We start from the raw sequence: 21,018 nt of genomic DNA on the forward strand, positions 1-21,018 counted from the left end.
TATGATATGAGGGAAATTATTTTCCTCAGAAATTATTTTTTAATAGAAAAAACTCGTTAGAAAAGCTTCCAACGAGTTTTTATTTATTCAATACTGAAAATTACTTTTTCAGTCTGTTCTTTTAATTCTTCCAGATTGGTATTGTTATAGACGATACAGTCTGCCATTTTAATTTTATCCCTTTCAGGCATTTGTTTTTCCATGACAGCCTCTACCTCGCGATAGGTTTTATTATCCCTGTCCATTACTCTTTTAATTCTGATATTATCCTCAGCAGTTACCAAAAGAGATTTATAACATTGTCTGTTAAGCTTTAGTTCAAACAAAAGAGCTGTTTCTTTAAAAACTAAATACTTGCTTTGTTTCTTGACCCAGTTTTCAAAATCAATCTTTACCGCAGGATGTATGATTTCGTTTAAATGCTGAAGCAGATCTCTGTTATTGAAAACCTTATCGGCAACAAATTTTCTGTCATACAATCCGTTTTCATCATAAGAGTCCTCACCAAGAAGTTCTTTGATTTTTATTTTCAGATCCTCGCTTTCATTAACGATCGCTTTAGCTCTGTCATCGGAATAATAAACCGGAAAACCGAATTCCTCTATAAAATGGGCTACCGTAGTTTTTCCTGAGCCTATTCCGCCTGTTAAACCTATGATCTTGGGTGCTGGTTCCGGTTCCGCCTGTTGTGTTTCTGAATATGATTCTTCCATGATTAAAAATTAATATCCAAAAACATCATTAAAGCTAAACGTCTCATCAAGTCTCACTCCTTTTTCGGTCATTTTAAGACTTGCAAGTTCATTGTGAGCATCATGTTCAAAGAATAATAAATATTCATTATCCACACATTGTTTCAGGAATTTTCCTTTCTCTTCCATTGTTAAAAGAGGTCTGGTATCATATCCCATCACATATACCGGGTTGATGTGTCCTGCTGTAGGAATAAGGTCTGCAGCAAAAACAACAGTTTTTTCCTGGTATTGAATTACCGGAAGCATTTGTTTTTCTGTATGACCATCTACAAAGATGACATCCATCTTCAGATCCGGAGCAAAACCATAATTTCCGATAGTAGGAAGAGGTAAATAGTTAAGCTGACCACTTTCCTGCATCGGCATAATATTTTCCTTCAGGAAGCTTGCTTTTTCTCTTGCATTAGGCTCTGTTGCCCATTGCCAGTGGTTTTCATTAGTCCAGAAGTTGGCATTTTTGAAGGCCGGTCTGTATCCGGTTCTGTCATCGTTCCATTCGATAGCACCACCACAGTGATCAAAATGAAGGTGAGTAAGGAATACATCCGTAATATCCTCCTTTATGAAGCCATATTTTTTAAGATTCTTATCAAGAGTATCATCTCCCCAAAGAGAATAGTGTCCGAAAAATTTATCATCCTGTTTGTTACCAAGACCGCAGTCTACCAGGATTAGTTTTTTTCCGTCTTCAATAAGCAGGGAACGGGTTCCCAGCTCGATTAGGTTTTTTTCGTCTGCAGGATTCGTTTTTTCCCACAAACTCTTCGGGACGACTCCGAACATAGCACCGCCGTCCAGTTTAAATTTTCCACATTGTATTGGATATAACTTCATATGTATATTTTGATTATTTTTTTATTGCTTTCATTTTCTCAGCAATTTTTCTTGCGTTATCATCAGATTGCTCAAGTTGAGTAATGATGTTGTTAAAATCATTCTCTTTTCTATTCTGAGAAAGTTTTTGTTTGATAAATATTTCGGTTGGAATTATTTTAATCCCAAAAGCGCCCTTCATTTCCTTTTCCACAAATTCTTTTCCCATATCTTTCACCATCATTGGACATTGCTGGAAATTTTCATATTTGGATGTTAATTTATCCAAATGGGCATACAGCTCATCTTGGTTCATTAATTCAACTTTTCCATGAATCTGCACAGCTTCATAATTCCATGTGGAAACATTAATATGATCATACCAGCTGCTGGATATATAAGTATGGGCACCTAAAAAATCACAAAGAACTTCATCGCCGTTTTTTAAGGTTTTCGCCTGTGGATTAGCTCTTGAAATATGAGTTTCAACATAAATATTTTCAGGATCATCTTCATTGAGCATCATCATAGAATGAGTGGCTCTTATCTTATCAACAGAGGAGATCAGTAATGCAAAAGAATTTTCCTTGATGATCTTCCTCATCACATCAAAATCTTCACTTCTGTATAATTTCGGTATAAACATAAACTAAAATAAATTCTTATTAACCTTAAACCTCGAACTCAAAAATTTGAATTAAAATAGCTCTCCAGGGTTTTTAGGTCTTGTAATATTTAAATGTTTGTAAGCTTTGTCAGTAACTTCTCTTCCTCTCGGAGTTCTGATAATAAATCCTTCCTGAATCAGAAACGGTTCATAAACTTCCTCAAGTGTTTCAGGATTCTCTGCAATAGATGTTGCCAAAGCAGAAATACCAACCGGTTTTCCTTTAAAGTTTTCAATCATAACGCGCATGATCTTATTGTCCATTTCATCCAGCCCGAATTCATCCACATTCAGGGAATTTAATGCATATTTGGTGATATTGATTTCAATTTCACCATTTCCTTTGATCTCTGCAAAGTCACGTACTCTTCTTAATAATGCATTCGCAATCCTTGGCGTTCCACGGCTTCTTCTTGCAATTTCAATGGCTGCATCTTCATAAATAACGACTCCTAAAACCCTTGCGCTTCTCTGAATAATCATAGATAAAAGCTCAATAGAGTAGTATTCCAGCCTGCTTTGAATCCCGAATCGGGCAAGCATTGGCTTAGTAAGCATACCGCTTCTTGTAGTAGCTCCTACCAATGTAAAAGGATTCAGTCCAATTTGTACACTTCTGGCATTAGGACCTGTCTCCAGCATAATATCAATCTTATAATCCTCCATTGCTGAATACAGATATTCCTCTACTACAGGAGAAAGACGGTGAATTTCATCGATAAAAAGAACGTCATTTTCTTCCAGATTGGTCAATAAACCAGCTAAACTTCCAGGTTTGTCCAGTACAGGACCTGAAGTAATCTTACAGTTTACTCCAAGTTCATTCGCGATAATATTGGCTAATGTAGTTTTACCCAATCCCGGAGGACCATGCAATAAAACATGATCTAGCGCTCCGCCACGTCTTTTAGCAGCGGTAACAAAAACCTCAAGGTTCTCCAGCGTCTTTCTCTGTCCCGCAAAATCTTTAAAGCTTTGGGGACGGATCTGTTCTTCCTGCATCAGCTCCTCTCGTGAGTAGTTTTCCTTATCTGGATGTAAAAAATCTGGCATTAATTCATTTCATTTACTTCAAAGATAGCAAATTTCGAGTAAGGTTGAAGGGCAGATCGAGAAAACGTTAAGATTGATACAGAGGTTTAAGCCAAGGTTGAAAATGAGAACAGCTAAGATTTAAATAATTGGGATATTTTAAGTATTTTTGAGAGGAGAAATTATTAATAAAAATTAATAAAATTTTGAATGTTTAGAAAACAAGTGTTGAAAGAAGAATCAATCAGCATGCATCTAAATATTACATTAACTTTAAATAAATGAAATTAATAGGACCATTTAAGCAGGTGGTAACGCTTGCTAACTTACCATTAAGAGGAAAACTTTCCGATGAACAACTTGAAATTATTGTAGACGGAGGAATTGTAGTAGATCAGAATACCATTCAGAAAGTTGGACATTTTGAAACATTAAAAACAGAAAATCCCAACATAGAAATTGAACAGATTGATGGAGAACAGATTGTTCTTCCAGCCTTTGTCGATTCACATACCCATATCTGCTTCGGAGGAAACCGTGCCAATGATTTTGCCATGCGTAATGCCGGGAAAACCTATCTGGAAATTGCAGAAAGCGGCGGTGGAATCTGGAGTTCCGTACAGCATACAAGAAATGCTTCAGAAGAAGAATTATTGAAAACTCTGGTAGAAAGAATCAACTTTTTGGTTGATCTGGGAGTTACAACCATTGAAGTGAAAAGTGGTTACGGTCTGGATGTGGAAAATGAGCTGAAAATGCTTAGAATTATTAAAAAAGCACAAAATGAAACTAAAGCAACTTTAGTTCCTACTTGCCTTTCCGCCCATTTAAAACCAAGAGATTTTGAAGGAAACAATCCCGAATATCTTGAATATATCATCACAGAAATTTTACCGAAAGTAAAAGAAGAAGAATTGGCCAATAGAGTAGACATCTTTATTGAAAAGTCAGCTTTTCAGCCTGAAGAAAGTAAGGAATTCTTACTTAAAGCGAAAGATTTAGGTTTTGAAATTACGGTTCATGCAGATCAGTTTACCCCAGGAAGCTCAAGAATTGCAGTAGAAGTGGGAGCGAAATCTGCAGACCATTTGGAAGCAACAATAGATGAAGATATTCAGTTTTTGGCAGAATCTGACACTGTAGCAACAGCTCTTCCGGGAGCAAGTTTAGGATTGGGCGAGAAATTTACTCCCGCAAGAAAATTATTAGATGCAGGCGCTATTGTAGCTATTGCAAGTGATTGGAATCCCGGTTCTGCACCCATGGGGAATTTAATTACCCAAGCATCTATTTTAGCCACTTTCCAGAAGCTTACTACTGCTGAAGTGTTGGCAGGAATGACTTTCCGTGCTGCTTTTGCGTTGAATCTTGAAGATAGAGGACAGCTGGAAACCGGAAAAAAAGCTGATTTTGTCACATTCAAAACCAATAATTTCCAAAATGTACTTTATAATCAAGGAAGCTTGAATGCAGAACATGTTTATATTAATGGAAATCTGATATAAAATTATAAATTAACCATATTTGTCTTTCAATCAATTTGAAAATCTGTTGATTGAAAGACAGACAATAGGCAAATGACTGAATAATGAGTAACATTTGGCAAGGCAGATTAGACGGAGAAGAACTTCTCCATCACAGATTATTTCAAAGAGTAAAAGAAGAACGTAATTACGACAATATTTCTGCGGGAGATTTTGCATTGCATGGTTTTGCTGTAGATGAAGGTGTAAGAAGAAACAAAGGCCGTCAGGGAGCGAAAGATGCCCCGGATGTGATCAGGAAAAATATGTCTAATTTTCCGGTGATTCTTCCTGATTTTTCACTGCTGGATTTTGGGAATGTTACCTGTGAAGACGGTAATCTGGAAAATACTCAGAATAACCTTGCCAAAAATGTCTCAAAAGTTCTTTTAAAAGGCGGAAAATCCCTTGTTTTAGGAGGTGGACATGAAGTTACCTATGCTCATTATTTAGGTATTAAAACAGCCTTTCCCGAACAGAAAATAGGGATTATTAATATTGATGCCCATTTTGATAACAGACAGCCGGAAAAAGGAGTAGGACCAAGCTCAGGAACCGGATTCTGGCAGATTGCACAGGAAGGCCCCATTAATTCTTTGCATATTGGAATCCAGAGGAACTCCAATACATTGAAGCTTTTTGATACAGCCCATCAGTATGGGATGAAATATATCCTGGCAGACGAATTATTTTTTGAAAATCTTACTTCCATCTATCAGCGTATTGATGAACTGCTGGACAATGTAGATTATGCCTATCTTACCATTTGTATGGATGTTTTTAATGCATCAGTGGCTCCCGGAGTTTCTGCTGCTGCATATAATGGTATCTTTGCAGATACAGCCTTCATGCATTTTTACAGACATATCTTAAAAAATAAAAAATTGGTGGCACTGGATGTAGCGGAAGTTAACCCTTCCTTCGATATTCAGGACAGAACAGCAAGACTGGCAGCATGTCTTGTGAATGAATGGCTAATGATGTAAGATAAAGTTATATTCTTCCGATAGAGAAAATCATTATTTTATTGACCCTTAAGGAATGGAATTTGCTGATTTCATCGTGCTTTTAAAATAAAAGCACTCATAAATTCATTAGCTGAATTTAAAACAGAAATTTATATTATGGAACAATTAATTGAAAGCAAGCTTATTAAAGCAGATAAAGCGTTTTCAGTGTGGAGAAAAGTGCCGTTTGAGGAAAGGCAGAAGTTAATTGCAAAAGCAGCGGAAATTTTAAAGAATAATTCGGAGAAATTTGGTAAAATAATTACAACAGAAATGAATAAACCCATTTCAGAGTCTATTGCTGAAGTGGAAAAGTGTGCTTTAATGATGAATTATTATGCCGCTGCTGAGAATATTTTAAAACCTGAAAAAGTAGAATCAGAATTTGCTTATTCTGAAGTTCATTATGCTCCGAAAGGAGTAATCTTAGGCGTAATGCCGTGGAACTTTCCTTTTTGGCAGGTACTGAGATTTGCTACTCCTGCTATTTTAGCAGGTAATACAATTGTTTTGAAGCATGCTTCAATTTGTTTCGGAAGTGGAAATGCCATTGAAGAAGTTCTTTTGGAAGCAGGATTTCCGGAAGGTGTTTTTCAGAATCTTGAAGTAGGACATAAGGCTGTAAAAGAAATTCTTGAGCATGATGCTGTAAGAGGAGTAAGTCTTACAGGGAGTGGAAAAGCTGGAGGAGAAGTAGCTTCAATTGCTGGTTTAAATATCAAAAAATCTTTGCTTGAATTAGGCGGAAGCGATGCTTTTATCATTTTTGAAGATGCGGATCTGGAAGCAGCAGCAAAAGCAGGAGCGAAGTCCAGACTTCAAAACTGCGGACAAACCTGTACAGCAGCCAAAAGATTTATCATTGATGAAAAAATCGAAGATCAGTTTTTACCTATATTCATTGAAGAATATAAAAAATATGAGATTGGAGATCCTTTAGATAAAGAAACCAAACTGGCAGGGATGGCAAGACCGGATCTGGCTGATGAATTGGAAGCACAATTCAACAGAGCATTGGAAAGTGGTGCGGAAATCATCATTCCTCTGGAAAGAGTTTCTGAAAATGAATTTAAACCAGGTTTAATCCGGGTTCAGGAAGGTAATCCGATTTTAAAAGAAGAGCTTTTTGGGCCTCTTGGTATGATTATGATTGCGAAGAATGATGAAGAAGCTTTACAGATGGCCAATGATATTCCTTTCGGGCTTTCAAATTCCGTATGGACTAAAAATAAAGACCGCCAGTTATTTTTCATTGAAAATCTTGAGTCAGGGACAGTCAATATCAACCGTATGACGAGCTCTGATCCACGTTTTCCTTTCGGAGGATCAAAGGCTTCAGGATATGGGACAGAGTTGTCTTTATTGGCTTTAAAAGAATTTGTAACGGCTAAGACCATTGTAGGTAATTAAATAGGTATGGATGTCATTCCAAGGAGCCGAGGAATCTCAGAGATTCTTTACTTCACTCCGTTTCGTTCAGAATGACAACATTACCACTTGTAAAAATAAAAACTCCCGGAAATCAATTTCCGGGAGTTTTTTATATGCTTTGACAAAAAGTAATTTTGCTTATTGCTTATTGCTTATTGCTTATTGCTTATTGCTTATTGCTTATACTGTCGTCAGTCTCAGCGTATTTGTTTTTCCACCTTCGTAAGATGGAGTAGCATTGATGTTGATTACGAAATCTCCGGATTCGATATAACCGTAGTTATGCGTTAACATATTTACCTGGATAATTGTTTCATCGGTAGATTTCTTCATATCATAATAGTATGCGTGAACACCCCAAAGAAGATTCAGCATAGCAATCACTCTTCTGTTACCACTATATACAATGATATGAGAGTTTGGCCTGTGTGCTGCAAGCTGGAAAGCCGTATACCCGGAATGAGTAAGCGTTACAATAGCAGAAACGTTGGTTGTTTTGGCAATTCTTACTGCCGCAAGACAAACCCTGTTAGTAATGAATCTCTCATCAATACAGTTATAATCTTTCTCGATTGGTTCATTTTTGTGTTGGTAAAAATGAGTAGTTTCGATATTCTTTACAATTTTAGCCATGTTTTCCACAACCTGTACCGGATATCTGCCTACAGAAGTTTCTCCGGAAAGCATTACTGCATCAGCTCCGTCCAATACAGAGTTAGCAACGTCATTTACTTCCGCTCTAGTTGGTGTTAAGCTGTTGATCATCGTTTCCATCATCTGAGTAGCGATGATTACCGGCTTAGAATAGAATCTTGCTTTTTCTACAAGGTTTTTCTGGATAGCAGGAACTTCTTCCATTGGAACTTCCACTCCAAGGTCTCCACGAGCTACCATTAATCCATCACATTCAAGAAGGATTTCTTCGATATTTTTTACACCTTCAGGTTTTTCAATCTTCGCAATAATCGGAGTCTTGAATTTACCGTTCGGATGGTTTGCAATTAATTCTTTTAGGTCAATGATATCCTGTGCGTGACGTACGAAAGAAAGAGCAATCCAGTCTACTTCCATGTCAAGCATGAAATTAGCATCCTGAACATCCTTTTCTGTCAAAGCAGGAAGAGAAACATTCGTATTAGGAAGGTTAACTCCTTTTTTAGAACTTAACGGACCTCCTTGAATGGTTTTCGCTTTTACAGTATCCTTTTCATTGGTTTCGATAACCTCCAACATTAGTTTCCCATCGTCAATAAGGATTCTTTCTCCTACTTTTACATCTTGTGGAAACTGTTGATAAGTCATGTACACCTTTGTGGAATCTCCCTCCATCTTTTCATTGGTGAAAGTAAGAATATCACCTGGATTCAGGTAAGACCCTTCCTTTACAACTCCTACTCTCAGCTTAGGTCCCTGAAGATCTCCCAGAATTCCTACTGAATAACCATACTCGCTGTTGAGCTCTCTAATTATTTCAATATTTTTTCGAACTAAGTCGTAATCTGCATGGGAAAAATTTATTCTGAAAATATCAACACCCGCTTTCATTAAATCTAACATTACCTCCTTCGACGATGAAGCAGGCCCTAGTGTTGCGATAATTTTTGTCTTCTTTAAATACTTATTCATAATACTGGATAATTTGATAAAGTTCCTCTTCAGAACTCAGTGTATAATCTTGAATTGGAAACACAAGATTTTCAGGGAGCAAAATTACGGAAAAATCAGGAAACTGTTCCGAACTATGCAGAATATATTCCACATCTACCTGATTATTTAATAAAAATTTAATGTTTTCTTCTTCTGTAAAGAGTTCTGTCTGAATTTTTTTTTGCTTACTTTCAGAAGATTTATTGGAAATGAAGGTAAAACAGGTCTTTGAAAACTTGTGGTAGGCCTCATATCTTGGAAAAAAATAATCATAATACCCCCCATGAAAGACAAGATCTTTCTTTCTTGAAAAACTGAGGTTGTTGGTTTGATTTATTTTATAGAAAAACTCATGAGCGGGTATATCTTTGGCTAATCTTACCAATCCTATGGCAATATCTTCAAATTCTATATCATCAAGATCATAAAGTTTTTGGATTTCCAAGTATATTTTCTTTTTTATTTAAAATATAAAATGCCCTCTGTGCTGCTTTTTCCTCTGCTTTCTTCTTGGAAGTCTCTGTTGCATTTGCAATTTTTTCGTCTCCCAGCCATACATGGCACCTGAATATAACAGATTTATTAACTTGTATTTCCTCGCAGGTTTCGTACTTTATATTGACCTTCTTCTTCTGGCTCCATTCGAGCAGGAGACCTTTATAGCTCACAATTTTGTTTTCAAGCTTATTGATTTCGGAAGGGGTCAACAATTTTTCCAAAATAATCCTTTTACAGGTATCATAATGGAAGTCCAAATATACGGCACCGATTAAAGCTTCAAATAAATTTCCGGAGATATTCTCACCCAAAGCTGAAGAACTGTTTTGCTTTTGCAAAAGGCTGGTAAGCTTGAGGTCTTCTCCTAATTTATTGAGATTTTTCCTATTAACAATCTTAGATTTCATTTGTGTCAGATATCCCTCGTTGGCTTGAGGATAGGTCTGGAACAAATGACAAGAAATAATTGTACCCAAAACAGAATCTCCCAAAAATTCAAGTCTTTCGTAGTTGCTGTCTTGATTTTTAGAAGAATTTTTCAAAGAAAAAGCTTCGCGGTAAAGAGCAATATTTTGTACCTCTGTACCCAATACTTTTTTAAGTTCGGTACTGAGAAAATACTCTCTCTCCGTTAGTTGTCTTTTTCTTTTTTTGAGAAGGAATTTAGAAAAGTATTTCTGTAACTCCATTCATTGAATTTAGATTTTCTTAAATAGAACGCAAGCATTATGCCCGCCAAATCCAAAAGTATTGCTCATGGCTACTTTTACATCTTTCTTCACAGCTGTATTAAACGTAAAGTTTAGTCTGCTGTCAATATTTTCATCATCAGTAAAATGGTTGATGGTAGGAGGAACAGTACCATGAATAATAGTTCCCAATGCAGCAATAGCTTCAATAACACCAGCAGCTCCTAAAAGGTGGCCTGTCATTGATTTTGTAGAATTAATCTGAATGTCATAAGCGTGTTCGCCTAATAATCTTGAGATTGCATTGGATTCTGCGATGTCTCCTAATGGAGTAGAAGTACCATGCATATTGATATGATCTACTTCATCAGCAGTTAAACCTGCATCTTCCAGGCAACTCTTCATTACCAGATAAGCACCAAGGCCTTCAGGGTGTGGAGCGGTCATGTGATGTGCATCAGCACTTAAACCTCCTCCTAATAATTCTGCATAAATTGTAGCACCACGTTTTACAGCGTGCTCATATTCTTCAAGAATAATACATCCTGCTCCTTCTCCCAGCACAAATCCATCTCTGTCTTTGTCAAAAGGTCTTGAAGCTGTTTTAGGATCGTCATTTCTTGTAGAAAGTGCCATCATTGCATTGAATCCACCGACACCACTTGCTGTAACGGCTGCTTCAGAGCCTCCGCATACAATCACGTCTGCTTTTCCTAGCTGGATCAGCATTTTGGAATCAATAATAGCGTTTGCTGAAGAAGCACACGCAGATACAGTAGTATAGTTTGGCCCGTGGAAACCGTACTCAATAGAGATATGCCCAGGAGTGATATCCGCGATCATTTTCGGGATAAAGAAAGGGTTGAATCTCGGAATTTCCGTATTGGCCCATCCTAACACTTCAGTTTCAAAAGTCTCTAAACCTCCGATTCCGGAACCCCAGATTACTCCGACTCTGTTTTTGTCTACATTGTCTTCAATAATTCCAGAATGTGCTACTGCTTCTCTTGCTGCAACAAGTCCCAGCTGAGTATTTCGGTCCATTTTTTTAGACTCTTTCTTATCGAAATGCTGTAACGGATCGAAATTTTTTACCTCGCAAGCGAACTTTGTTTTAAAGTTTGTGGCATCAAAAAGAGTAATCGGAGCGGCACCGCTCTCACCTTTTACAAGATTTTCCCAGTATTCTTTTGCATTATTTCCTATTGGTGTTATTGCTCCAAATCCGGTTACAACTACTCTTTTTAATTCCATAAACTTTGTTTAATTTCTTTTTTGTTGAAGAATATTATTTATTTACTACTTCTTCGATGTAAGCGATAGCGTGTCCTACAGTAGTAATTTTTTCAGCTTGGTCATCAGGGATCTGAATGTTAAATTCTTTTTCAAATTCCATGATAAGTTCAACTGTATCTAGTGAATCAGCTCCTAAATCGTTAGTGAAGCTAGCTTCAGGAGTTACTTCTGTTTCTTCAACGTCAAGCTTATCAGCGATGATAGCTTTTACTCTTGATGCAATGTCTGACATAGTAAATTATTTTTTTAATTGTTAGATGGTGCAAATATATAAAATTCTTTACGATAAAACATTTTTTTAGTCTTTTTTGTGGACTAGAAGCTTTCATTTTAGATTGTTTGGCTTTAGTCTTTTAGTTTTCAGATGGTTATATTGTAGTGCTTGTTAGTTTGAAATTAAAAAGTCATTGTTTAAATAATGACATCTCCTTTTTAAACTCTTCTTTTCTTTTTTTATAGGTATTTATTAAATTGAAATTATTCAAGTAATTCCTAAAGTCATATTGTTTTCAAAAGATTTATATACAGCCTAAGATGATCTACTATTTCTTGTGCAGCAGTGTAAGTCTGTTTTTCAATTTAAAAGATTCATTTTAATGAAAATATATGCTTCTAAAATAAATTTATATTCTAGATTTTCAAGTTGAATTTTAAAAATAAGAGGAAAAGCTTATCATTTTAAATGCTCAATAACTGGATGATGAAATTTTAGTTCTATATTATATTGATTGCAGAATAAAGAAGGTGCTTTTTATTAAAAGTGATGCTAAAGATTATGCTTGTTTGCCAATGATTCATTTGTGTTAATTAGAATCATAATTTTTTAAAATAAAAACCACTGAAAATCAGTGGTCCCTGGAGCAGGAAAAGCTTCTTTTTATTGTAATGAATTGGATTTTTCTTTCCCAGGTCAGAACATAAATGCCTGAGGTGAAAAACGTTTGTTTTTCTTAAGTTTTTTCTTTACAACAAACCTCTATACAGGTTGATGTCCTGCATAGAGATCATTGTGATTCATTTATATTATGTAGAATCGAATAAAAAGTATTAAAATAGTTAGATATTGTAATTCATATAAAAAATGATGAAATGCATTTTAATCCATTTTAAAAATTAACAGTTCTGTGCTTTTAGATTTTAAGAATCCCCCTGGGCCACCACAGTTTCCTGATTGTCCTCTACCTAGTTTTATTGACCATGTCCTTCCGGCCGGAACACTAGTTGTATAGGTTATTGTGCCACCATGGTTACTAATAGTTGTTTCCATATGAGAAGCTGTGCTATGGATTCTATTAATTGCTGCCCCTGCTCCATCAGGAAAATCAACAATATAAGAACTTACATTGCAGCCAGCTGCATTATGATATCCTTCATAAACAAATTCCATTTTGAAAATTCCGGCAGGAAATGTAATGGTGCTGGTAGCAGCATTGTATGATAGTCCGCTGATGTTATTAGTCACTAAATTCATTGGAATTACGGTGGAGCTTCCTGCATTAACTCCATTCAAAAAATTATTTATATCAGTATCAAGCCTAAATAGTGTAGGTGCCATTGTGGGCATACTCGTTTCATCAAGCAAAAGCTGCCATTTATTATTGGTTGTGTTGAACTTATAAAAATTATCAGCACGAACATCATTCGGAGAAGTACCAGCATTATATAAATTGTACACTAATAAGGAATTAGCCGGATTTGGGATTGTCGTAAGGTCATTTTTTCCGGTAAGGGCTACCCTGGGAATAAGAAGTCCTTTATTGCTGGATTTAATATCCAGTATAGAGGAAGGATCTGGCGTTGTAGTGTTTATACCAACTTGGGAAAAAGCATTAACTGACATCAATAATGTGCCTGCTAGAAATAAAAGTTTTGTCTTCATTTTTTTTGTTTTGTATTTTTAAGGGTTTAATTTTTAAACCTGGGGCAAAGTTGTTGCTTTAAATACTTTTCACAAAAAAAACAAATACTACATGGATGCCACGCGAGATTAACTGATTGAAAATTAGAATACTAAAATAATGTTCTGCTATTTAATAGACATAATAAATCTTAATAATTAATACGAATTTTGCCTTCTTTTTCATTTTAAAATTTAAAAACTATTGTAATGCTTCCGATAATTAGGTTAAATGATGTAAAACTTAAGCATAATAATCTCTATTGTAGTATTTAATTCTGATTGATATTTTTTATCCATATATAAAGATCTTCTTCGGAAGGGATATTAAGTCTTTTTCTTAATCTGCTTTTTCTTGTCTGTGCTGATCTTGCTCTTATAAAAGTATACTCTGCAATATCCTTGGAAGAAAAATTGAGAAATAATAACGCGCAGAATTTTAATTCACTGTTTTGTAAATCAGGTTCAATTTGTAAAAGTTTGGGAAAGAAACTTGGATAAACTTCCTGAAATCTTGTCATGAAAGTAGGGTCGTTTTTTTTAGCCAGCTGCACCACTTCTTCAAAAGCAATATTGAGCTGCTGGGTTAATTGTTTGGTTTCCTGTTCTTTAGTATCTATAATTTCATTCTTTTTACGTTCTCTTTTTTTGATGAAGAATCCAATAATAATGAAACTTATCACGCCAATGCATATGATGAGAATTAAAAGATTGTTTTTATCTGCAAGAGGTTTTTGCTTATCTGTTACAAGAAGGTTTACAGTGTCTTTCAGATTCTCATTTTCTATGACTTTTAAACTATCATCTAGGGTATTATGCAAAAGTTGATATTTTTTTTCCTGCTGAGTTTCTTCTGTCTTTCTGTAAACTTCTGATATTGAATTGTACAATTCTGATAGCTTTTTATAATTTTTTACTTTTTTAGCCAGTATTATTGCTTTTTGATAGTTTACAATAGCCGAGTCATTCTGGTTTTTTACCCTATTGATGTCTCCTAAAAGCTGAAATGTCCTGAATTCATTATTTCCTAATGCTATAGGAACAGATTGGGCAGATTTAAAATAATATTCAGCGGAATCAATTTTGTTTTGTTTAATTTTTGTTTCAACTAAAGTTAAGATAGCGATTTTTAAGCTCGTGTTGAGCCCTGTGTCAGTTTTTTTTGATTTTTTTGCTTCCTCAACAGTTAATCTAGAGTAATACGTCGCGGAATCATAATCCTTCTTCTCCATATAATTTTTAGCCATCTCAACCAAAGTTACGATTCTGTTAAAACGTCTTGCAGAGTCACTTTTTATTTTATTCACCAGAACTAAGTTTCTTTTAAGCCTTTTTAATGCCTCGTCATACATTTTAGTTCCTTTGTAATTCATACTGTATAAAATATTCACAGCAATTCCTTCATCATCTTCATTTAAATTTTTAAACTCAGATTCCATCACATTGAGATAGTAATTACTTTTACTATATCTATACTGCATAGAATAAGCAAGTGCTAAATTATAGCATGCATATGATTTGCCTTTTGGATAATTAATTTGCCTGGAGTCCTTCAGAATCAAATGATTGAGTTTAATCATCTCATCTGTCTTCCCATCAAAAAGAAAGGCATTAGATTTTTCCAGTTTATTATCAATATTCTGTGTGGTTATTTTTTGCTGAGAAAAAAATAACAGTGGGAAAAATAAAAAAAGTAATTTCATCATGTTTTTAAAATGTATTTATTGTTTGTGTTGACTGTGGGAATAATTTATCAATACAATATTATGTATTGAATTAATAAATTTAATAAAACAAACCGTATTTCATTTAATTTATTTATAAATAAGTTATTATGAATGAATTTGGTTGTGTATCAAAAAAATGATATTGTTTTATTTTGAAGGCGCAATAGTAGGGATTTGTACATATAACTTCCCACTCGTATGCTACTATATGGATACTACATGATTTCGTGTGTGTACTACATGATATTGTTTTACAATTTTTGATGAATTTTATTCACTGTAAAACAATTGTGAAATCTAATCTAATAAGAACATACCTTTAATGCTAAAGTGTAAATCCTTTTTTATACGGAAGTTGAAAATTTTTAATATAAAAAAGGGACTTTTTATAAAAGTCCCTTTTTTAGTAAGTGGAGTTGGAGGGATTCGAACCCTCGTCCAAACAAGCAATACATAAGCTTTCTACATGCTTATTCTACCATTGGTTTTCGACTGGAAGCAGAGGATAGACAGGCATCTTCTGATTTTCGGGAACAATTTTGGGAACAATTTTGAAATCACGAAATGGCATCAGTAAGTTTTTTTATTCGCGGAAAAGTAGCAGACAAAGAATGTACAATTTGGGTAAGATTTAGAGATAAGGGCATTGATATAAAAGTCCCAATACCTTATCTGAAATGTAAACCGAAGGATTGGAAAGATGGTAAGTGTAAACTTACTTCAAAGAAAATAACAGAGAATGATTCCGAAACAATTAATATCCGTTTAATTAAATTGGAAACAGAGATTATCTCTAAGTATAATGACGAGAGTCCAGATATTGACCTGAAGGATTGGCTGGAATATGTAATTCTGCCAACTAAATCAAAGCCAGATAAAAAGGAATATTCTGACAACGTACTTTTGTTTATAGACGATTACATTTCACTAAAGGAAAGGAATGTTGCTAAATCAACTATAAAGAAGGCAAATGTTGTAAAACAACTTTTGATTAGATATGTCGAAGATAGGAAGACAAGAAAGAAAAACTTTAAAAGTTTGCGATTTAAAGATATAGATAATAGTTTTAAAACTGATTTTGAGGAATATTGTCAAAAGGAAAATTATAAAATATCAACTACTTATCGGAATCTTAAATTTCTTAAAATGATTTGTAAAGTGGCTGAATCTTTTGATATTGAAATACACAAACATACTGCAATGTGGAAATTTGATATTGAAAGGCTACTAAAATGGTACCTAAATCTATATATTTGACTTTTGATGAACTTAAAAGAATCGAAGAAAAAGAAATGCCCTTTGATTATTTGGATAATGCAAGAGACTGGTTATTGATAGCTTGTTACACTGCACAAAGAGTTAGTGATTATTTGAGATTTACTTCATCAATGATTGTAGAGGATAGCGAAGGACAGAAATACTTAGAATTTACTCAGCAAAAAACAAACGCAAGAATGAAAATTCCATTGTTGAAGAAAGTTCAGGATATTTTAGTTAAGAGGGGAGGAGAATTTCCCCAAAAAATTTCCGATGTTAATCTAAATCTTTATATCAAACAAGTTTGTGAAATTTCGGGTATCAATGAAATAGTATATAATGGAAAGGTTATGGTAGTTGAAAGAGAAGATAAAAGTAAGATAACACGAAAGGTTTTTGGTTATTATCCTAAATATGAGCTTGTAACTTCTCATATTGGTAGGAAGAGTTTTGCTTCAAATTTTTATGAAAAAATACCTACTGCTTATTTGTTGAACTTCACGGGACATACTACGGAAAAACAACTATTAACATATATTAATAAAACAGATGTTGAAAAAGCTAAGTCAACAGCTAAGTTTTTTACCAATTTAGGATTTTAATAATGAATTTACCTACTGAAAGCGAATGCGCTGAACGCCTTAAAGAGCTTGTTTTAGAGCGTGGATTGAGGTGTAAATGCAATGACACAAGAGGTTTCTATTGGTTGCGGAAAAAAGCCTGTTTTGAATGTAAAAACAGAGGTTGTAAAGCAACTTTATATCTGAAAGGATTAACCAGAATGAGAGGGAGTAAGCTCCCTTTTCGTATTTGGTTAGGTGCGATATACCTGTATGTGATTAACCAAGATGTGACAGCTACGGAAATGCAGGAGCAATTAGGTTACGATACATACAGTACGATGTGGGAGTTGTTAGAAAAAATCAAGACACTGGATGCAGAAATGCCTGAACTTCAAGAAAGGTATAAGCGTGAAAAAGATACTAATTTGATTCCTAACCATCTATTGGAATTGTCGTGGCTTGGTTTCATGGAGTCTTTTATTGTTCGAGAACCTTCGGAAGTACAGAACGGTATCTGGGATTGGTTAATTGGTTTTTAGGTGCTGTTCCGATATTTTTCAATTTTAACAAATTTTAACTTTTCTCTGAAACTCCCTGATAGATTCAAATTCGATTTTCTGTTAAAAATAAGGGTACGAAAGGATTAAAACGATTTTAATGCTTTTGTATTTCGTTTATGTAGTTCATAATTTTGTGGTAGTAAAATTAGAATTAATAAAAGAAAATGAAATTTTTTAAAGAGTTTTTTGAAACAATTGAGGATTTAATTGATGATAAATTAAATCAATTTGAGTGTAAACTGGCAGAAATGTATAAGCCAGAAGGTAAAGAATTAATGACAAGAGATGAAACAGCAGAGTATTTCGGAGTTTCGCTCGGAACATTAAACAATTGGTCAAAATGCGAGGTTTTAGTTCCCATCAACTTTGGTGGTAGAGTGTACTATACCCGTGATGAGATTCAAGCAAAATTAAGATTGGCTTCTTAGCAAACAATCTTTCCCTGTTGTGTAGGTGCGGTTTGATTACGTATAAGAACCCACTGTACACAAATCTCCAAAAACGTTAACAATTCAGAGGTTTAGCCGTAGTAAAGGAACTATGGAGAGCTATTGCTGTGCCTAATTTTTAGCAAAAAACAAATAAATATGCAACAATATAAAAGTAAAAAATCAAACCGTAAAATCAATGCATCAGCCTTTTATCACGAGGGCTATCAATGGAAAGTAGTATTACCTACAATCATAGTTAATTATCTTCAGGAAAAAAAGCAGGAGCAACCACCGTTCAAAGGGTTTAAATGGGATAATGCCCTTTACTTCCTGAGTTTGGTTATCAGTATTCCTGCATACAAAAAAGATAAAATTTATCAAGATGGATTTATACCTATGGATTCCCAACGATTAAAAAAGAAAGATTCTAATTACAATAAATATTTTGAATACTTTGTACAGATTGGTATTCTGGAGAAAAAAAATCATTCAAAAGGTCGTCATTGCAAACGTTACCGATACAACTTTGCAAATATCAAACTTGAAGGTACTGAATGTCTGGATTTTTCAATATTTGAAATGACGGATAAATTTTTGGTCAAAAATCTGCTGAGAGAAAGTGTCGGTAATGACTGTCTGCATCTTTCCAAATGGTTTGATGATGGGCTGTTCCTTGATGTTGACCGCCTTAAATATGATTTGCAGACAGAGTTCTGTTACAATAAGTACAGTTTGAAGTACACTAGATTGAATCCTATAATGGCTAAAGCATATAGCTATTGGTATACTGCATTAATGTTTAGAGAGCAATGTTACCGTATTTCCCGCAATCCTGATTCAGATAACAGACTGCATTCGAACCTAACCAACATGCCATCTAAATTCCGTCCATATCTAACTTATTACGGCGAAAACATTCAAAGTCTCGACATTAAGAACTCACAACCCTATTTTATGGTTTTGGTATTGGAAAGTTTGAGTAATAGTAAGATTATTGAGATTATGAGTAGAGTGTTTGGAATTGAGAATATAGGTACTATGTTGCAGAAATTACAAGAAACTACTTCTAGTAAGGCGTTTCAAGAGGAATTTGCTCCGTTGAAAAAAGCTGTGTTGACAGGTAAATTTTATGAGTTTTTGATGCCACTTTTTCCAGATATTAAACCTGATTATGATGGTGTATTTAGAAAGAAATTTTACAATTCAGACACTGGTAAAGCAGAAGTGAAAGAGTTCCCGACTAAACGAGATATGATGAAAAAACTAACTTTGCAGATTCTTTATACTCCCCTCAAAAGACCGTCAAAAGAGTATCTGATATTCAAACAACATTTTCCTTTGCTGTGTGAGTGCATCGAAATTTTTAAAACTACTTCCGATGAAAAAGATTCGTTCAAACTGTTTCCCAAACTTCTACAACAGGTTGAATCCGATTGTGTGATTGATAGTATTACAAAACGAATTGCAGAAATAAATCCTGATATGCCACTTTGGACAATACATGATTCTTTCTGTACTACACAAAGTTGGTTTCCTATATTAGAATCTATGGTGCAGGAAATGTTTTTAAGTTATTCTAATGGTGTTTTGCCAAGTTTTAAATCGGAATTATGGTGTAACAGTGATGAGTGTCTGAAAGTTGCATAAATGAGACAATTTATCTGTAAATAAAAAAGTCACTATGGATATTTCCTTTTAGTGACTTTTATTTAGATTTAGTTTTTTGTATTCCCGTATAATATTATATATCGTAATTTATCTTTCAAATCAAATTCAATATCTAATTCCTCTGCTTTATTACACATTTCTAATAGCTTTACAAAGCTAGAAATTTCATTATCGATTTTTCTACTAAAAATGTCTGCTAATTTTCTAATTCCTTTGAAAGAGCTTCTAGGATTTTCAATTTTTCCTAAGATTTTAATTCTCAATTCGTCAGGAGTTTTTATTGTTTTTATAGAGTTTAGCTCTTCAATAAACTTATCACTTGTATTTAAAATACCATCCATATCATTTAATATTGGTAATACATTTCCTGGCTTTGTATTATGATATATTTGAAGTTTATTGTTCTCAACCTCTGATTTTTTAGGATATAAATAAAATCCGTTCTCATCAATATGACCAACGTTGATAATATTGGAAAAATTTAGTGAACCTTGTCCTAAATCGTTTGTTGAGATTTTAATTGCAACAGAAACTTTACCAAAAGCTCCAGCATCTTTTTTATATTTCTCGGAAACAATCAAATCAAGTTTGGATTCATTTAAAGCACAACTTTTAATCCGATACTCAATACCCTTATTTGCTTTCATATTAATATGCAAAATAAGCATTGATACAACAAATGTAAAATCTACACCATATTCATAATAGTTTGTGGTTGATGTAATACCTCTTAAATAAATTTGCCCTTCATGCTCTACGAGCCTATAGCTACGATGTTTGTTATAATCACTATTGGTTTGAGCTAAGTTCTTAAAATATTTTATATTTTCGTTAGCCCAACCCGATAAACCAATTTTAAATAAATTGTTAGCATATTTAGTCATTTCGTACTCATCTAAATATGTGTTTTTAGAGTCATAAATTGCTATAGCTTTTAAATCGGTTTTGACTTCATCAATATCCACATATTCTTCAAATTGAAAAGTGATATTTTTTTCTGTTTCATCACCAATTCTTTTTTCTTCCTCATACACATTAATATCCTTTATTTGAGCGAAAATTGAACTCCTATTATAATTTTCATTATAATGCTTAACTCTCTCATAAATGTTATCAATATAGTCAATACATATCACATCATCCTTAATGTCATTAACATTAAAAGTGTCAAATATAGCTTCCTTGTAAGGATGCTGACTTATTAATTGACACAACTTTTCGACCTTTATTTTCCCATTATTTTTTTCGGGGTCGAAATAAACATTCTTTTGAATAAAATTCTGTTTCATAATTAAATTTACTTTTCTTTTCTAATTCCTTTAAATGGTTTAGCACTAGATGTTTTAACATCTATAAACCTGCCTGTATTGGCATCTCTTTTAACCCATAATCCTGTCTTAGGGTTTTGAACTTGTGAACGGTCTCTTACCGCTCCTTTTCGACTTCCGTCTTTTGGTGCATTTGTAGCCATGATTTCGACTGTTTTAAAAATTAATAATTATCTATAAAACAGTAACATAAGAAGAAATTCTAAAAGATTTAAGAAAAAAATCTTGG

General features: G+C 34.0%; 21 protein-coding genes. 8 read left to right on the forward strand and 13 right to left on the reverse strand.

Translation table 11 applies throughout. The annotated features are described in order from the left end of the window. Positions 1-83 precede the first annotated feature (83 nt). The 4 genes from coaE to ruvB are packed head-to-tail and all read right to left on the reverse strand — an operon-like array spanning position 84 to position 3,288. Positions 84-713, reverse strand: coding sequence for a dephospho-CoA kinase (gene coaE, locus ACM6F9_RS01630; protein ID WP_414844118.1), 630 nt, complete (start codon positions 711-713; stop codon positions 84-86). Between the two features lie 9 nt (positions 714-722). After that, a complete protein-coding gene (locus tag ACM6F9_RS01635; protein ID WP_414844119.1) occupies positions 723-1,589 on the reverse strand; it encodes an MBL fold metallo-hydrolase in 867 nt (288 codons plus the stop codon). A 13-nt stretch (positions 1,590-1,602) separates the two neighbouring features. Continuing rightward, complete coding sequence (locus ACM6F9_RS01640) at positions 1,603-2,214, reverse strand: FMN-binding negative transcriptional regulator (RefSeq protein ID WP_414844120.1); 612 nt, start codon at positions 2,212-2,214, stop codon at positions 1,603-1,605. Between the two features lie 51 nt (positions 2,215-2,265). Then, complete coding sequence (ruvB, locus tag ACM6F9_RS01645; protein WP_142719109.1) at positions 2,266-3,288, reverse strand: Holliday junction branch migration DNA helicase RuvB; 1,023 nt, start codon at positions 3,286-3,288, stop codon at positions 2,266-2,268. A gap of 260 nt (positions 3,289-3,548) precedes the next feature. On the opposite strand from ruvB, the gene hutI reads away from it, so the two are divergent. From hutI to ACM6F9_RS01660, 3 genes are all read left to right on the forward strand, one after another. After that, positions 3,549-4,772 carry an imidazolonepropionase gene (gene hutI, locus ACM6F9_RS01650; RefSeq protein WP_414844121.1) on the forward strand — a complete coding sequence of 408 codons (1,224 nt, stop codon included), beginning with the start codon at positions 3,549-3,551 and terminating at the stop codon, positions 4,770-4,772. A gap of 83 nt (positions 4,773-4,855) precedes the next feature. Beyond that, positions 4,856-5,776 (forward strand): formimidoylglutamase, encoded by a 921-nt coding sequence (gene hutG / locus ACM6F9_RS01655; protein WP_414844122.1) that lies wholly within the window; start codon positions 4,856-4,858, stop codon positions 5,774-5,776. 138 nt (positions 5,777-5,914) lie between these two features. Further along, positions 5,915-7,207 (forward strand): aldehyde dehydrogenase family protein, encoded by a 1,293-nt coding sequence (locus ACM6F9_RS01660; RefSeq protein WP_414844123.1) that lies wholly within the window; start codon positions 5,915-5,917, stop codon positions 7,205-7,207. Positions 7,208-7,408: 201 nt separating this feature from the next. Here ACM6F9_RS01660 and pyk read toward each other — a convergent pair whose 3' ends face one another. The 7 genes from pyk to ACM6F9_RS01695 form a co-directional block, all read right to left on the reverse strand. Continuing rightward, the gene (pyk, locus tag ACM6F9_RS01665) at positions 7,409-8,854 is read right to left on the reverse strand and encodes a pyruvate kinase (protein ID WP_121489264.1); all 1,446 of its coding nucleotides are present in this window, start codon (positions 8,852-8,854) and stop codon (positions 7,409-7,411) included. Beyond that, complete coding sequence (locus ACM6F9_RS01670) at positions 8,847-9,320, reverse strand: IPExxxVDY family protein (RefSeq protein WP_129037755.1); 474 nt, start codon at positions 9,318-9,320, stop codon at positions 8,847-8,849. The genes pyk and ACM6F9_RS01670 overlap by 8 nt, the downstream gene beginning before the upstream one ends. Continuing rightward, positions 9,298-10,062: a ribonuclease III gene (rnc, locus tag ACM6F9_RS01675; protein ID WP_414844124.1), complete on the reverse strand. Its 765-nt coding sequence runs from the start codon at positions 10,060-10,062 to the stop codon at positions 9,298-9,300. The genes ACM6F9_RS01670 and rnc overlap by 23 nt, the downstream gene beginning before the upstream one ends. A 9-nt stretch (positions 10,063-10,071) precedes the next feature. Continuing rightward, positions 10,072-11,316, reverse strand: coding sequence for a beta-ketoacyl-ACP synthase II (gene fabF / locus ACM6F9_RS01680; protein ID WP_414844125.1), 1,245 nt, complete (start codon positions 11,314-11,316; stop codon positions 10,072-10,074). A gap of 34 nt (positions 11,317-11,350) precedes the next feature. After that, positions 11,351-11,590 carry an acyl carrier protein gene (locus ACM6F9_RS01685; protein WP_002976354.1) on the reverse strand — a complete coding sequence of 80 codons (240 nt, stop codon included), beginning with the start codon at positions 11,588-11,590 and terminating at the stop codon, positions 11,351-11,353. Between the two features lie 864 nt (positions 11,591-12,454). Then, positions 12,455-13,237, reverse strand: coding sequence for a hypothetical protein (locus tag ACM6F9_RS01690; RefSeq protein ID WP_414844126.1), 783 nt, complete (start codon positions 13,235-13,237; stop codon positions 12,455-12,457). Positions 13,238-13,527: 290 nt separating this feature from the next. After that, positions 13,528-14,961 (reverse strand): tetratricopeptide repeat protein, encoded by a 1,434-nt coding sequence (locus ACM6F9_RS01695; protein ID WP_414844127.1) that lies wholly within the window; start codon positions 14,959-14,961, stop codon positions 13,528-13,530. A 585-nt stretch (positions 14,962-15,546) separates the two neighbouring features. Between ACM6F9_RS01695 and ACM6F9_RS01700 the strand changes: the two genes are divergently transcribed. From ACM6F9_RS01700 to ACM6F9_RS01720, 5 genes are all read left to right on the forward strand, one after another. Further along, a complete protein-coding gene (locus ACM6F9_RS01700; protein ID WP_414844128.1) occupies positions 15,547-16,239 on the forward strand; it encodes a phage integrase SAM-like domain-containing protein in 693 nt (230 codons plus the stop codon). After that, positions 16,236-16,841: a hypothetical protein gene (locus ACM6F9_RS01705; RefSeq protein ID WP_414844129.1), complete on the forward strand. Its 606-nt coding sequence runs from the start codon at positions 16,236-16,238 to the stop codon at positions 16,839-16,841. The genes ACM6F9_RS01700 and ACM6F9_RS01705 overlap by 4 nt, the downstream gene beginning before the upstream one ends. 2 nt (positions 16,842-16,843) lie before the next feature. After that, entirely contained in the window at positions 16,844-17,341 is a 498-nt protein-coding gene (locus tag ACM6F9_RS01710) for a hypothetical protein (protein ID WP_414844130.1), read from the forward strand. Positions 17,342-17,526: 185 nt separating this feature from the next. Next, the gene (locus tag ACM6F9_RS01715; protein WP_414844131.1) at positions 17,527-17,790 is read left to right on the forward strand and encodes a helix-turn-helix domain-containing protein; all 264 of its coding nucleotides are present in this window, start codon (positions 17,527-17,529) and stop codon (positions 17,788-17,790) included. A 159-nt stretch (positions 17,791-17,949) separates the two neighbouring features. Continuing rightward, complete coding sequence (locus tag ACM6F9_RS01720; protein WP_414844132.1) at positions 17,950-19,440, forward strand: hypothetical protein; 1,491 nt, start codon at positions 17,950-17,952, stop codon at positions 19,438-19,440. A 68-nt stretch (positions 19,441-19,508) separates the two neighbouring features. On the opposite strand, the gene ACM6F9_RS01725 is transcribed toward ACM6F9_RS01720, so the two are convergent. Both ACM6F9_RS01725 and ACM6F9_RS01730 read right to left on the reverse strand, forming a co-directional pair. After that, positions 19,509-20,750 (reverse strand): hypothetical protein, encoded by a 1,242-nt coding sequence (locus ACM6F9_RS01725; RefSeq protein ID WP_414844133.1) that lies wholly within the window; start codon positions 20,748-20,750, stop codon positions 19,509-19,511. Positions 20,751-20,758: 8 nt separating this feature from the next. Next, positions 20,759-20,932, reverse strand: coding sequence for a hypothetical protein (locus ACM6F9_RS01730; RefSeq protein WP_414844134.1), 174 nt, complete (start codon positions 20,930-20,932; stop codon positions 20,759-20,761). Positions 20,933-21,018: the final 86 nt, after the last annotated feature.

It is taken from the genome of Chryseobacterium sp. IT-36CA2 (genome assembly GCF_949767875.1).
GTDB lineage: Bacteria > Bacteroidota > Bacteroidia > Flavobacteriales > Weeksellaceae > Chryseobacterium.